Below are 14,952 nucleotides of genomic sequence, written 5' to 3'. Positions count from 1 at the left end.
GTTTGTCCTTCAAACGAGATGCAGGCGCCGCTCGACGATCAAGCCCATGGCGACAAAGTTGGCGTACATGCTGATGGGCGTCAGCGCGATCTTGGCTGCCGGCGGGATCAGGGCGTGGAGCAGTGACGTGGCATCAGGGCTGAGCTGACCATAGCGGGAGAGAAGCGGCAATAGAATGGTCGTGCAGATATCTCCCAGCCCGGCGATCGCCCATGACATCGCGGCAATCGCAACGACGTTCCAGATCGCATAGGCGAAAACAGCTGTCGACAGCCTGGTCCGAACGTCGCGGAAAATGTACCGCCGACCGGTGACAAACACGAAGCTGACCCCACAAGTGGCCCCAACGACGTTCGCTACAAAGAGTGACAAGCCAAGATAGACGAGGAGATTGAAGATTGAGAAATCGATCAGCCAACCGATACCGGAAAGGATAGCGAAGTGATGTAGCCGGGCAGGGCGATGGGCCGATTGCCCCTGTTCATCGGGGCAATAGCCGCTGCTTTTGATTAGCACAGTGCACGCCCAGCGCAATTGTTTCGAGCGTACAACGTCCAGTTCCCGGTTTTTCCGACGGGATGGAAGTCGCGACGCAAATTCTGGCTGTAGATGGCGCTCATCGCGATGGTCGTGTCGTACATGTAATAGCGATTTGGTACGAAAACATAGTCGATCGCGCCGAGTAGCTGGGCAGCATCAGGATGAATCTGTGAATTGAAGGTGCGCCCGTCGTGCCACCAGGCCAGCTCGTGCCGGACGGGCCTGAGCCCAAGAAGTGTCGGCCAAGGATTGTTCCAGGTGAGTGGCAAGACGGTGACATCGTGTCGTTTGCCAATATGGCTTCTTAGCAACGAGACACCTTCGCCCAAAGATTCGAGGTATTGGACGTCGTTGTCGAACGCGTTCGGCGATGTTGATTGTTCCGTTCTCCACGGGGTCGCCATTATGCGAAGATCGCGCATCGGGGTCGACTGCAGCCACGCAAGCTTTGGATCGGCGATGGTCGCACCGCGTGCGGTCCATGCCAGGGTGCCGATGTCCTGCACCATAGGGATCAGAAATACTCCGATGATCACCAAGGGGCTTGCCAGTCGGCGCAGCAAAACGAGAAGCTGGCCATCGCTGTCGGGCACCAAGGTGGTGCCGGTTTCGTCATCATCGAAAGATCGGCCACCGTACCACGCGACGAGCGCCGCAATCGGCAGCATTGGATTTTCGGGTTCGGGATGGTTCTGGATCGCGACCGCCCAGCCCATGGCAAAGATGGCGAGCGCGAGCAGGATGGGCGAGAGCGTCGACCACCGCTTGGATGGCCGCCGTGGGGCCCAGAGTGCAAGAAGGACGACGACGAGCCCGCCCGGCGCGAAAGCCAGTGCTAGGTTGAAGGCCGAGGCGAGCCGCAGCTTGGTGGGTTGTACCGCAACCGTTGCGCGCATTTCCGCAAGATACGCACTGATCATCCCTGTCGATATCTGCACCGACGCGAGTACGACTATGAGCACGATCGCGGCCGCAGCGCCGAAGCGAAAGGGTGTCGTACGGCGGACTGTGACCAACGCCAGGATCAGCAGACCAACGCCGGCAACGAAGTAGGTGATCTTGATCATGAACAACGCGGCGAGCAGCAGCCCGACGACGCTACCCTCGATCACGGTAGTCCTTTGCGTCGCCCGTGGGTGAGGCAGAGCGAGTAGCAACGCCGAAACGGCCAATATCGCCCACGACCAGCGGTTATAACTGGCATTATTGGTAACGATGATCAGCTTTTCGCCCAGCTGACGCGTTGAGAGCGCGACAAGGCCGGTATACAGGCTGGTGACAGCTGCGAGCCAGGCAGGTAGCCGGCCGTATGCGATCCGAGCAGTGAAACTGAACGCTACCACCGCGACGATCAGGTTCGACCAGATCGCAGTGCGCGCCGAAAGTGGGGCAATTAACGTCGGTAAATATTGGATGAAATAATAAAGACAGCCAACTGGAGTGCCGAAATCGAGGTGCGGCAGTTGGCCATGCTTGAGATGGATGACGCCCTCCAAGGGCACGAAGATATCCTGAGCCCAGCTTTCGTACATGGCGCCACGCGCTGAAGACGCCCAGGCAAGCAGGATCAGCGCGGTAAACGCGGCGACGGGCAAAATTACCGCGCGCGAGCCCCTCGACGCCTGGAACAAAGCTACACCCCTTAATCCGGATCGATCCATCGCCGGCGGCAAAGCAGGTTCTACGCCAAGAGACAAGCGCGCTGCGGCCTTGCGGCGAGACTACCGATCAAAACTGTTGGCTGCGCTCGTTCGTATCGGCGGTGATGCCGGTTGAAGCCACTGTCTGATCAGCGCGCCGCATGGCCGCGCGTTTTCGAAGCGGCTATGTAAGTCTCTTGCCAGATCGGCGGCTCGCCCCAGTCCATCGTTCGCCGACGCTTCCCGACTTCTTCTATCGCGACACATCCATCCTACTCGAAATAGGGCGAGTTGGTAACATCAGCGCAAATAAATAAGGTTTTCGTTCGAGATAAGGAGGTCGAAGTTCCTCGAGGAAAGCTCTTTTTGAAAACCTCTGGTGCTCATTTTGTTGGGCAGCATCCACTCGTGCGGCTCAATCATGACTGCAGACACTTCGTCCAGCCAATCGAGATTTTCTGAGAAGAGATTGTCCTCGAAACCTTCGATGTCAATCTTGCAAAAAACAAGCTCTCCGTTGGGGACGGTGGCGAGTGCATCTGCAATCGTTATCATGGGGCACCCACTCTCCGAGGGGATTGTGATGCGCCCCGCGGCACTGATGCCGTTCATAATGTCGACATAACCAGCGCGGCTACCAACTGCCGCTTCAATTACGTGCGTATTCAAAATATTTCTACAGTTTCTTCTCGCCATTTCGGCATTTGATGGATCCGGCTCTATCGCGACAACATGTGCCCGCTTGTAAGTATGAGCGAAAAATACAGTGGCCGCGCCAATATTAGCTCCGGCATCAATAATCACGGGAGTTTTTCCGGATGATACAATGGCATCAATGCGTCTATTGATCCTAATTCTAACTTCAGGAACAGGAGGATCATAGTCGAGGTTAGAAAATACCTGCCTGACTGCTTCTGAATCACTTTCGGATAAGCGAACAGAGATAGGCCCGCCTATTGTCTTAACCGTGAGATTTGAAACTCCAATCCTGCGCAAAACCGTTCGGGCGGCAAATTTAAGACCAAAGCGCCTCGCATCACCGATGCGTGCGAAGATGATTTCACTAAGCGACATTGTCCACCACGTTCTTGTCAATTGCGAGCTTGTCGCACGATGGCCAAACTAGCAGGCGAGAGCCATGAAGCTCAAGCCATGCTGGCTTTTTATGTTTCTCGGCCTGAAAGAGGCTCCGGAAGGGAGCCTTTCTCGCGTGACAGGCACGCGGATAGAGCGTCTGTAATTCTTCTCTCCTGCCTTCGGTTCTATGCGAAGCTGACTGGCGGCTCGGGCGTGGCGCCTTTATCGGAAACGGGTGAGCTTTGAGCCATGGCGAGTTCGTCATCTCGGCAGGCCTTGTCGAATAGTGGCCGTGGTCATGGTTTGCCACCATGGTTGATGTTGAAGGTACCACTGCACGGTGTCTTCCAAGCCATTCTGTAATGTGTGGCGTGGCCGCCAACCGAGCTCATGACGTATTCGGGTCGCATCGATCGCATAACGGTAATCATGGCCCGGCCGTTCGGCCACAAAGGCCACTGCGTCTGCATGTGGCCACGGGCGTGGAATATGTCGATCGAGAATCGAGCAAAGATCCAGTACGAGATCGATGTTGCGTCGCTCACTATCGCCACCGATCATATATCGTCGTCCTGGGACACCGTCTTGCAAGACCGACAACAAGCCCGAAATATGATCCTCCACGTGTATCCAGTCACGCACCTGTTCGCCCCGACCGTAAACCGGTATGGTTTCGCCGCGAAAGGCCTTGGTGATCGTGAGCGGAATGAGCTTTTCGGGATACTGCCACGGCCCGTAATTATTCGAGCAGTTGGTGACCAGTACGGGTATGCCGTAACTGTGCCCCCAAGCTGCAACGATATGGTCCGATGCGGCTTTGCTCGCTGAGTAAGGTGAACGCGGGTCGTAGGCCGTTGTCTCGCTGAACCGGCCCACATTGCCTAATGAACCGAACACTTCATCCGTGGAAATGTGATGAAAGCGGAACCTCTCAGCGTCTTGACGCGGCAATGCTGCCCAATATGCGCGGACCGCCTCCAGCAACTCGAATGTACCAACTATGTTCGTCGAGATGAAATCGCCGGGCGCATCGAGCGAGCGGTCCACATGGCTTTCCGCCGCAAGGTGTGAGACCCAGGTGGGGCGAAAGGCCGCCAAAATCTCGGACACCTTCTGTCTGTTACGAATATCCGCCATGACGATACGACACCGCGGATGGTGCTTTACCTCATCTAGCGAGCCGCGTGATCCGGCGTAGGTAAAGGCATCGAGCGCGAGAACCTCATACGGGGTTGCCGCGATGAGCTGTCGCACCAGCGCTGAACCGATGAACCCCGCACCGCCGGTAACGAGAACACGCTGTACAGCGGGAGTGACCATGGCGACGTTCTATCTATTTAGCTTGCAACGGCAATGCTTGGTGACCCCGGAGGTGCCGGTGCCTCGCTCCGGCCGCGATCGGCATCGACCGCTTTTCTGATTTCTTTCGTGTTCTTCCCCCAAACCGATAGATCGCGTAAGTGCCGGCACATGGCTGCCCCATCACGTTCGCGAAGATTCAGTCCTCTTACCGCGTATCCTATCTGGCTCATCGGCCTTCTCTGCATCCTATGGCTGGCAGGCGGAGCCTCGCGTGCCGACGCTTTGGGGCAGGTGGTCGTTCGCGGAGTCTCGGCTGGCGTGTTGGTGGCGGCGGCCTTGTTCGGTCCAAGATTGTCAGTGGCGAACGCTCGTCCGGTGGCGCTTTTGCTGGCCTGCGCGATCGCTCTGCCATTGCTGCAGCTAGTGCCACTGCCGCCAGCATGGTGGAGCGGCCTGCCGGGCCGAGGTATTTTGCTTGAAGCGGCCCGATTGAGTGGCGATAGCCAACCATGGCGACCGCTCGCGATTGTTCCGGGTGCCACCTTCAATGCTGCGGCCTCGCTGCTCGTCCCCGTCGCCGTCTTCGTGCTGGTGTTGCAAGCCGGTGACATCGGGCGTCGATGGGCCATTCCGACGCTCGTCGCCCTGATCACCTGCTCGATGCTCTTGGGGCTTTTGCAATTCGCTGGTGCCGGTCTGAACAACCCCTTCATCAATGATTCGGTCGGGCAGGTCAGCGGACCCATGGCGAACCGCAATCACTTTGCACTGATGCTTGCGGTGGGATGTCTGCTCTGTCCGGCGTGGGCGTTTTCCGGGCGCCGTCGCGCGAGCTGGCGCGCGCCGGCCGCGCTTGGTCTGGTACTGATTTTCGTGCTGACCATCATCGCGACAGGATCGCGTGCGGGTCTGCTGCTGGGGGGCGTGGCAATCTTGCTGGGCTTGTTCCTGGCACGTGACGGCATTCGCCGCGAGCTTAGGCATCGCCCGTCATGGGTGCTCCCTGCGCTGACGGTCGGCACGGTCGGCATGATTGTAGTCGCGGTATTGCTGACAGTGAACGCAGATCGAGCCGTGGCGATCGATCGTGTGTTTTCGGTAGAAATCGGCCAGGACATGCGGCATCGGGCCATGCCGACCATTTTAGGGATGATCCGGACCTATTTTCCCGTCGGAACCGGCTTTGGCAGCTTTGATCCCATCTTCCGCATCCACGAACCCTTTGCCTTGCTGAAACTGACCTATTTCAATCACGCGCATAACGACTGGCTTGAGGTCGCTCTTGACGGTGGATTGCTCGGCTTGGCGCTGCTGCTGGCGGCGGTGATCTGGTGGGGATGGGCAACGATTGCTGCTTGGAGAGCCGGCAGGAACGAGGATGCACAGTTGGCTCGTGTCGGTTCTGCCATCGTGTTGCTGGTCATGGTTGCCAGCCTTTTCGATTATCCGGCGAGAACACCGATAATCATGGCGCTGTTGATCATGGCGGCGACTTGGTTGAGCATCGGGAGCCGCAGTTCGGTCCGTGGCTCAGCTTTACCCGGCGACGAGCACCATCTATAGCGCCGCCGCGAGCTGTCGGCCTGGATCATATAATCGCATGCGTAAGAATTTCATCGTCGGCCTGATGGCGCTCTCTCTCTCTGCTTGCGGTGGTCGGATGCCCCTGCAAAGCACGTCGAGCCTCACGGTGGTGGAGAGCACTGCCCTGCCGGCACCGGTACGGACGGACTTGGTGGCGGCCGACCGGCCGGCACTGATCGGCCCGCTCGACACCATCCAGGTCGATGTGTTCAACGTGCCCGAACTCAGCCGCGAGATCCAGGTGGACTCAAGTGGACGTATCACCATGCCACTTGTCGGCATGATCGACGCGCGTGGCCGAACCGCGACGGAATTGGCCGGGACGATCGAGGCCGCCCTGCGTGCGCGGTACGTTCGGAAGCCCGAAGTGACGATCAACATCAAGACTTCGGTCAGCCAGGTCGTCACCATCGATGGCCAAGTGGTCGAACCCGGGCTTTACCCTGTCACCAACCAAATGACCCTTATGCGAGCCATCGCGTCCGCAAAGGGCTTTTCCGAATATGCCCGTGAAGACGATGTGGTGATCCTCCGCACAGTCGACGGGAAGAAAATGGCGGGACTGTACAACGTTGCTGCGATCCGACGGGGCGCCTACGATGACCCGTCCATCTATGCCAACGACGTGATCATCGTCGGCGATTCACCGCAGCGTCGCCTGTTCCGTGACCTTGTCTCGGCCACGCCACTGATCGCAGCCCCGCTCATCGCGATTTTGCAATAGGCAGCTATATGAACAGTCTTACGTCAAATCGCCTGCCTGGCGGCATTGTCGCAGCCCGTCCCAATTCAGCCAATCCGCAAACCTTTGAAGGCGATCGACTTCCGATCATCCGTCAGTACCTACGGATTGCGGCCCGGTGGCGTTACATAATTCTGGGCATTACCGCCGCGTGTATTTTGCTTGGCCTGATCATCACGTTGCTGATGACGCCGAAATATACGGCCGAAGTTACTCTCGAAATTGCGCGAGAGGCGAACAAGGTCACCGATCTGCAGGGTGTCGCCCGCGATGCTAGCGTTGGGGATCAGGAGTTCTATCAAACGCAATACGGGCTACTGGAATCGCGTGCCTTGTCCGAGCGCGTGGCTGCGCAATTGAAGCTGATTGACGATCCCAAATTTTTTGAAGCGTTCGGTGTTTCGGACAGCGATCCTGAATTTCAGACGATAAGCGGCCGGTACCCGGCATCGGGACGCAGTGCACGGCAGCGCCGTGCCGGTGAGATCCTGCTTGATCATTTGAAGATTTCGCCGGCCCGGCTGTCACGCCTGGTGGTTATCCGGTTCACCAGCCCGGTACCGGATCTTTCGGCGAAAGTCGCAAACGCCTGGGCAGAGAATTTCATCGAAACCAACTTGGAGCGCAAGGTCCAGGCGACGTCTTACGGACGCAATCTTCTCCAGCGGCAGCTGTCGCAGCTCAAGGAGCGTCTGGATGAATCACAGCGGCAGCTCGTCGCTTACGCCTCGTCGCAGCGCATCATCAATCTTCCCCCGCAGTCTGGAGATGGGCGCAGTACGTCGGAACGATCGATCGTCGCGGACGATCTCGCCGCGCTGAATGCCTCGCTGTCTCAGGCTACGGCTGACCGTATCCAGGCAGAGGCGCAATATGAGCAGGTGGGACGGGCTGGGGCATCCCCGGAGGCATTGCGCAATCAGGCCATCAACGCACTCCGACAGCGGCGCGCCGAACTGGCCGCCGATTATCAGCGGCTGATGTTGCAATTTGAACCCGGCTATCCTGCCGCCCAAGCCATTCAGTCCCAGATCGGCCAAATCGACCGTGCAATCACGCGTGAGGAGCAACGGGTTTCCGGAGCGCTGCAGGCTGGGTATCGGCAGGCCGTTGAGCGTGAACGCGCGCTAAAGGGTAAGGTCGATCAGCTTAAGACAAGCTATCTGGATCTTCGTCGCCGAAGCATTCAGTACAATATCTATCAGCAGGAAGTCGATACCAACCGGTCGCTCTACGACGGTCTGTTGCAGCGTTACAAAGAGATTGGGATCGCTGGCGGCGTCGGCGTCAACAATGTCTCGATCGTCGACGCTGCTGAGGTGCCCCAGCGGCCGTCCAGTCCGCGACTTCTGCTGAACCTCGCGGCGGCAATATTCGTTGGCCTTAGTCTTGGGGCGCTGGTCGCATTGGGTCTTGAGCAGATCGATGAGGCAATCGCTGATCCGGCTGAGGTTGAGCGCCGGCTGGGGTTGCCGTTCCTAGGGTCGATACCGAAAATCACGTCGGGGACGCCCAAGGATGCTTTGCAGGACCGGAAGTCGGACTTGGTGGATGCCTATCTTGCCGTCCAGACGAACCTCGCCTTCACGACCGAAAACGGCGTGCCGAGATCCTTTTCCGTCACGTCGACCCGGCCGGCCGAAGGAAAATCGACGACCGCACTGGCGTTGGCGACAACGCTGGCGCGCGGCCAGCGTCGGGTGATCCTGGTGGATGGCGACATGCGCTCGCCGTCGATCCATCATCTCGGCGGGGTCAACCATGACCGGGGTCTCAGCAACTTCCTGACCGGCCACGACACGATCGAAGACCTGGTGTTCGAAATGACCGAATTGGGCTTTATGGCAATGACCGCAGGGCCGATCCCGCCGAACGCTGCCGAACTATTGACGGGAACCCGGCTGCGGACGTTGATCGAAAGGCTGCTGGAGTCCTACGATCACGTGGTGATCGACTCCCCGCCGGTGATGGGGCTGGCCGACGCTCCGCTCATCGCCAGCCGGGTCGAAGGCGTTATTTACGCGGTGGAGTCACATGGCATCCGCTCGAGCATGGTCAAAACGGCGTTGACTCGCCTGGTAAGTGCGAATGCGCGGATCATCGGTGGTGTGTTGACCAAGTTCGAGGCGCGCAAGGCGCATTATGGTTATGGCTATGAATATGGCTATGGCTATGGCCGAGGTGACGCCAAATGAGACGTCGCCGTGCACAGCGCTCTCCCGTCGAATGGATGGTGCGCGTCGCACTGGCGATGATCGCGGCGGTTGCCGGTATCGTTTCGATCACGTCGTCATTCGGTTACGTAATCCGCGGTAAGGATCCAGCCCGTGCACATACGCTTGCGAGGAGCGATGGGCGGATCACAGGGCAATATGCGTTGACGCTGGCCTCGACAACGAACCCGGATGTTCCCGGACTTCGCCGGGCGGGGCGATTGGCCGCCACAGCATTGAAGCAGGATCCGACCGCAGTCGCGGCGGCTTCGGCGCTGGGGATCGAGGCGCAGTTGCGTGGCAACATGCGGGGAGCCCGCCGCGCATTTAACTATGCCATGGTGCTCAGCCGTCGCGACTTGCAGTCGCAATTGTGGGCGATCGAGGACTCGGTCTCGCGTGGCGATGTTGCAGGAGCGCTGCGTCACTATGATATAGCGCTACGTACCTCGCGCTATGCGCCGGACTTGCTTTTCCCGGTTCTTGCGGCGGCCATTGCCGATCCGCAGATCAGGAGTGCCGTGGTGCGGACCCTGGCGGCCAAGCCGGCATGGAACGGGTTCTTCGTCGATTATGTCGCGGGGCATGGTCCCGATCCGCAATCCATCGCCGACTTGTTCATTGCGCTTGCCCGTGCATCGGTGGTGGTATCGCCAAATGCGCAGCGGGCAGCTGTGGATGGCCTTGTGGAAGCAGGCAAGTTTGACCAGGCATGGTCCTACTATCGCATGATCCGGCCGGGTGCGAAGCGCAATGAGTCACATGATCCAACATTTGTCGCTGCGCTCGATAGTCGGTCGGTATTTGATTGGCGCCCGCGTAATGATGTTGGGATCAACAGTTCCATACAGCCCAATGGCAAACAAGGTGTGTTCGACTTCGCTGTCGCGTCGGGCGCTGGCGGTCCGGTGCTGGAGCAGAGCCTGTTATTGCCTGCTGGACGGTATAGGCTGAAGGGCATCAGCCAGGATCTTACAGCAGCGGAAGGCTCGCGACCTTATTGGACGTTGAGCTGTCAGGCAACCAAGGCTGAATTTGGCCGTTTTGATCTCACGCCGTCCGAGGGCGCCAAAGATTTCGAGGGCTACTTCACCGTACCGCAGAATTGCCCGTTACAGCTTCTTCAGCTCGTCACCCGGCCTTCCGACGCGATCGGTGGCGTTTCCGGTCGTATTGTTCAGGTCCGGCTTGTCTCTGCGCAGCAGCATGGCGGAGAGAAATGATGCCCGCGCGTCGGTCCGAATTGCATTTCCTGCGCAGACTTGTTGTCAGCACCGGTGTTGCGGCAGGTCTGGTGGGCGCCACGTCTGCATTTGCGCAGAACGAAGCAGCGGGACGCGCCATCGATACCGCGAACGGGCAAGTGGGGCAGCGGCAATCCTTAACGCCCTCCGCGCAACTCGATCCGACAAGCCGCCTATCGACACGTATAACCAATCGGATCGAGAGCAGGCTTCGTAATCGCTTGGACAGGTTCTATAATCCGAGCTCAAACTCTACCTCATCGTTACAAGTCGCAGCGGATCAGATAAAATCTTCACAGCGTACCAGGCGCTGAAGAAGAATGTTAAGTTGACCGCGATTTCGACCGAGACCGTGAAGATCACGAAACGCTTGCGAGTAATCCATTGATCCGGCGGCTGGCGCACAATCGCGGTTGCGAGCATCCAGCGGCCTCCTTTAAGGCGCTATCATGACATCGCATCGCATTCTGATCGTGTTCGGAACTCGTCCCGAGGCCATAAAGCTGTTTCCGGTCGTGCGTGCGCTCGCAACCCGACCCGGGATAGAGGTCAGGACCTGTGTTACCGCCCAGCATCGTGGGCTTCTGGATCAGGTACTCGATGTGGCGGGTATCATACCCGATCACGACCTCGACATCATGGAGCCGAACCAGAGCCTTGATCGACTGACCGCCAGGTTGTTGACGGGGGTCGGTGCCGTTCTTGATAAGGAGCCGATCGACCGGGTGATCGTTCAGGGCGATACCGCGACGGCGCTGGTCGGCGCGATGGCCGCTTATTACCGCAAAATCCCCGTCGCACATGTCGAGGCGGGGCTGCGCTCGGGTGATATCTACCATCCCTGGCCGGAAGAGGTGAACCGCCGGATGATCGCTCCGATCGCCGATTTTCATTTCGCGCCGACTGAGACTGCTGCGGCTGCGTTGCGCCGCGAGGGGATCACGCACGGTGTCCATGTGACGGGCAACACGGTCATCGATGCCTTGCATGCAACGAAGGCGCGCATCGCGGCGCAGCCGTCGTTGGCTGCAGGCTTTGAAACGCTGCGTGAGCGGGTGGCTGGACGCAGGATCGTTTTGGTGACGACGCATCGACGTGAGAATTTCGGCGATGGCATGCGGCAGATTGCTGAAGCTGTTGCACAGATCGCACGACGCGACGATCTCGCAGTTCTGTTTCCGGTCCATCCCAATCCCGGGGTGACTGCGGTCATGGAACAGATGCTGGGGGATCACGAAAATGTCCTGCGGGTCGCACCGCTGGATTATCCAAGCTTTGTCAGCGCACTATCCGAGGCGCATATTGTGCTCACGGACTCGGGCGGCGTGCAGGAGGAGGCTCCGGCGTTGGGCAAACCGGTTTTGGTCATGCGCGAGACCACGGAGCGTCCCGAGGGCGTGGTGGCCGGTACGGCAAAGCTGGTCGGGGCGAAAACCGAGCAGATCGTGGCCGGCCTGACCGAGCTTTTGGACAATGCTGAAGCCTATGCCGCGATGGCGCGCGCTCATAATCCGTTTGGTGACGGACAATCCGCTTTGCGGATCGCCGACCTGCTCGCCGACGCTGCGTGACCTGCAGCGGGCTGAACTGATGGCGCATGATAGCGCGGCATCGGGAGCATGAATGCGCTCAACGGTCCGTGCGAAGCTCTTCGGGCCTAGGAAATCACGATGTCGTCCCAACCTGTCCAGAGCCGGCGGATCCGCCATTCGCTGCGTAATCAAATTTGTGCCGTCCTGATCAGTGCAATCCTGCCGTACCTCGTCCGATTACTGTTCATCGATCAGCAACAGCAGGATTTTACCGGTCTTCACGTTACGTTGGTTGCCGCGATATGTGGAGGGCTCGCCAGTGTTTTCTCGCTGCGCAACCTCATACGGTATCCGGGCACGGAGGCAGTATCCTCCATTCTATCAATCACCTCGTTGATCTATGGCGCTATTGCTGCCACGTTCTTGTTCGGTCGCATCGACTATGTACGTGCGGTGTTGATCGGAAACTACCTTCTTTGCGTATCGTTGTTGTTTACTGAGCAGGTCGCCGGATCAGCGCGGCGCCAGATGCGCATCGCCATTCTTGAGCAGGGAACGGCGCGGCGTTTCGCAGCATCGAATATCGCGTGGATCACCGTTTCGGATCCTGCTGAGCCGATTATCGACGTCGATGCCGTCACTGTCGATCTGCGCGCCGACCTGTCCGACGCGTGGGAGCGCAGGATTACCGAACTCGCGTTGGTCGGAGTGCCAGTCTATCATATCAAGCATCTGCGAGAATCTCTGACGGGGATGGTGGAGCTCGAGCATCTCGCCGAGACCAGCTACGGCACTTTGGCACCGCCATACCTCTACATTCTGTGCAAGCGAATTATTGACACGTTGATAGCTGGTCTCATTCTTCTGATCGCCTTCCCGATCATGATCGCGGTCGCTGTGATCATCAGGATGGACTCGCCAGGCCCGGCAATCTTTCGACAAACTCGCATCGGCTTTCGCGGGCGGCCTTTTGTCGTGCAGAAGTTTCGTACGATGCACGTCGCTTCGTCGGATCCCGACAGTCGGTCGGCCGCGATGACGCAAACGGATGACGTGCGTATCACCAGGATCGGCCGCTTTCTCCGCAAGACGCGGATTGACGAACTTCCGCAGCTGATCAACATTCTGCGCGGAGAAATGAGCCTCATTGGTCCGAGGCCGGAGGCTGCGGTCCTCTCGGCCTGGTACGAGAAGGAGATACCGTTCTATCGTTACCGGCATATCGTGATGCCCGGAGTGACGGGTTGGGCCCAAATTAATCAGGGCCATGTCACTAATGTTGAGGATGTGACGACAAAACTTCACTACGACTTTTACTATATCAGGCATCTTTCGCCTTGGATCGACATGCTTATCGTTTTGAGAACGATAATGACAATGATTTCGGGTCATGGTGCAAAGTAATCGCGCGTGATTGCTGCGGCGAGCGCCTCTCGCTAATGTGGAAGTAGATAGAAGAATGTCGGCGGAAAGCGATAGAGGGCCGGGCCACGCGCCAGGAAACGCGCGTATCGCAACGAACGCGGTGTGGACGCTCCTGCGCTACGGCGTCAATTGGCTTGCGCTACTTGCCATTCCCCCCTTGATTATCAGGGATCTTGGCAAGGAAAGCTATGCGACATGGACAATCGTGTTGCAGATCGCGGCTTACTACTCGATGATCGATATACATATTCAGACCGCTGCGGCGCGGTTTATCGCGAGGTCGGCGGCAAGCGGCGACCGGGCGGAATTGAACGACACGATCGCCAGCGTCATGCTCTTCCTGTTGGCGTTGACAGCTCTTCTGATCGGCCCGGCTTTGTGGGGCACTTTATCGATCGACGCTCTGTTTCCGGCGATCCCGGACGCTTTGGCGGGGCAGGCCCGTGTCTCTGCAACCATTATGCTACTTGGTCTGGCCGCGTCGCTCCCGTTTACGGCGATGTTAGGTACTTTTCTGGGTTTGGAGCGATCCGGTAACGTCACCATCGCGACCGTCATGGCCAAGATCGTGTCGGTTGGCTTGATGGTCGTGGCCGTAAAGCTGGGTGGAGGCATCGTCTCGCTTGCTGGCTGCTTCGTGGCTGGAATAGTCGTCACAGTGATCTATTATATTCGCAGCTGGCGATCTCTAAGAGAGGTAAATCGCGTTGATCTGCGATCGGCGCGCAGCGATATCGTCAGAAGCTTTGGCGCATATTCCGGGTCGAGCTTTCTTCTAGCGGTTTGTTCTGTTCTACTCGTTGGAGTGGCAATACCAATCATCACCACATATGACTTCGGAGGAGTAGCAAGGTACGCGCTGGCGGCGATCTATGCAAATCTGCTTTTGATACCGCAGTCGGCGATACTTTGGGTGGTTCTTCCGAGAATGTCGGAGCGCAGCCGCTCTAATGACCCGGACTTGATGGAAAGCCTGCTGTTGAAGCTGGCATCTCTGTCCAGTATTTCGCTCGCCTGCATCACGAGCGGATTGGTGGCGATCGCCCCGGCTTTTCTCGGGCTGTGGGTAGGTCCGGCGATGGCGAAGGAAGTGTTGCCCTTGGCAATCCCGCTCGTCTTGGCGCAATTCATCGGTCTCACGATGCATCCCTACCGGGTGGCCGTTGCCGGCACAGGGGAGCAACTTCGAACGGTGCCCGCGATTTTGGTCGAAGGAACGACAACGGCGGTGTTGTCGCTCGTTCTGGTGAGGTCGTATGGCGCTTGGGGTGTTGCGGTTGCTGGCCTGGCCGGTGCACTCGCCGGGGTCATCGCCCATCTTACGGTAAGCGTCCGCCTGATTGACTCAGTGAACGTCTCCCGGCGACGCTATCTTCGGTTTGGCATTCTGCTTCCCGCTATGGCGACCGCACCGGCAGTCATTGCCTCATGCGTCGGTTTTGATGCTTTCTCGCCCTATGCGGCGTCCATCGTTACCGCGGCCGTTTGCTGCGGCTTCGCATTGGGATTCCTGTGGCGATTTTCGCTCGGCCGGGCAGATCGACGCGAGTTGCAGTCGATTGCCCATGCCGCATGGACGCGGCTGACCAATGCTAGCGTGTTTCTCGCCAAGCGACCGGAGAGATAGACGGTATGGTCAGCATGCGCGGCGTC

General features: G+C 58.5%; 12 protein-coding genes. 7 read left to right on the top strand and 5 right to left on the bottom strand.

Going from position 1 to position 14,952, the window contains the following annotated elements; translation table 11 throughout:
- Positions 1-9: 9 nt before the first annotated feature.
- The 4 genes from ACI2JO_RS13445 to rfbB form a co-directional block, all read right to left on the bottom strand.
- Positions 10-516 (bottom strand): GtrA family protein, encoded by a 507-nt coding sequence (locus ACI2JO_RS13445; RefSeq protein ID WP_404721205.1) that lies wholly within the window; start codon positions 514-516, stop codon positions 10-12.
- Positions 510-2,171 (bottom strand): hypothetical protein, encoded by a 1,662-nt coding sequence (locus tag ACI2JO_RS13440; protein WP_404721204.1) that lies wholly within the window; start codon positions 2,169-2,171, stop codon positions 510-512. The genes ACI2JO_RS13445 and ACI2JO_RS13440 overlap by 7 nt, the downstream gene beginning before the upstream one ends.
- A 309-nt stretch (positions 2,172-2,480) precedes the next feature.
- Positions 2,481-3,254, bottom strand: coding sequence for an FkbM family methyltransferase (locus ACI2JO_RS13435; protein WP_404721203.1), 774 nt, complete (start codon positions 3,252-3,254; stop codon positions 2,481-2,483).
- A gap of 264 nt (positions 3,255-3,518) precedes the next feature.
- Positions 3,519-4,577 (bottom strand): dTDP-glucose 4,6-dehydratase, encoded by a 1,059-nt coding sequence (gene rfbB, locus ACI2JO_RS13430; protein ID WP_404721202.1) that lies wholly within the window; start codon positions 4,575-4,577, stop codon positions 3,519-3,521.
- Positions 4,578-4,934: 357 nt separating this feature from the next.
- Between rfbB and ACI2JO_RS13425 the strand changes: the two genes are divergently transcribed.
- The 4 genes from ACI2JO_RS13425 to ACI2JO_RS13410 are packed head-to-tail and all read left to right on the top strand — an operon-like array spanning position 4,935 to position 10,321.
- The gene (locus tag ACI2JO_RS13425; protein ID WP_404721201.1) at positions 4,935-6,122 is read left to right on the top strand and encodes an O-antigen ligase family protein; all 1,188 of its coding nucleotides are present in this window, start codon (positions 4,935-4,937) and stop codon (positions 6,120-6,122) included.
- A gap of 37 nt (positions 6,123-6,159) precedes the next feature.
- On the top strand, positions 6,160-6,867 hold the full coding sequence (locus tag ACI2JO_RS13420) for a polysaccharide biosynthesis/export family protein (protein ID WP_404721200.1): 708 nt from the start codon (positions 6,160-6,162) through the stop codon (positions 6,865-6,867).
- An 8-nt stretch (positions 6,868-6,875) separates the two neighbouring features.
- Positions 6,876-9,080 (top strand): GumC family protein, encoded by a 2,205-nt coding sequence (locus tag ACI2JO_RS13415; RefSeq protein WP_404721199.1) that lies wholly within the window; start codon positions 6,876-6,878, stop codon positions 9,078-9,080.
- On the top strand, positions 9,077-10,321 hold the full coding sequence (locus tag ACI2JO_RS13410; RefSeq protein ID WP_404721198.1) for a hypothetical protein: 1,245 nt from the start codon (positions 9,077-9,079) through the stop codon (positions 10,319-10,321). The genes ACI2JO_RS13415 and ACI2JO_RS13410 overlap by 4 nt, the downstream gene beginning before the upstream one ends.
- A gap of 273 nt (positions 10,322-10,594) precedes the next feature.
- On the opposite strand, the gene ACI2JO_RS13405 is transcribed toward ACI2JO_RS13410, so the two are convergent.
- Positions 10,595-10,765, bottom strand: coding sequence for a hypothetical protein (locus ACI2JO_RS13405; protein WP_404721197.1), 171 nt, complete (start codon positions 10,763-10,765; stop codon positions 10,595-10,597).
- 26 nt (positions 10,766-10,791) lie between these two features.
- Here ACI2JO_RS13405 and wecB point away from each other — a divergent pair, with 26 nt between their 5' ends.
- From wecB to ACI2JO_RS13390, 3 genes are all read left to right on the top strand, one after another.
- On the top strand, positions 10,792-11,913 hold the full coding sequence (wecB, locus tag ACI2JO_RS13400) for a non-hydrolyzing UDP-N-acetylglucosamine 2-epimerase (RefSeq protein ID WP_404721196.1): 1,122 nt from the start codon (positions 10,792-10,794) through the stop codon (positions 11,911-11,913).
- Between the two features lie 99 nt (positions 11,914-12,012).
- Entirely contained in the window at positions 12,013-13,278 is a 1,266-nt protein-coding gene (locus ACI2JO_RS13395; RefSeq protein WP_404721195.1) for a sugar transferase, read from the top strand.
- Between the two features lie 55 nt (positions 13,279-13,333).
- Complete coding sequence (locus ACI2JO_RS13390; protein WP_404721194.1) at positions 13,334-14,926, top strand: hypothetical protein; 1,593 nt, start codon at positions 13,334-13,336, stop codon at positions 14,924-14,926.
- Positions 14,927-14,952: the final 26 nt, after the last annotated feature.

Origin of the sequence: Sphingomonas sp. NPDC079357 (genome assembly GCF_044901155.1) — a bacterium.
In the GTDB taxonomy this organism is placed as follows: domain Bacteria; phylum Pseudomonadota; class Alphaproteobacteria; order Sphingomonadales; family Sphingomonadaceae; genus Sphingomonas.
The sequence above is the reverse complement of the archived record's forward strand: the minus strand, read 5'-3'. Positions and strand labels throughout refer to the sequence as shown.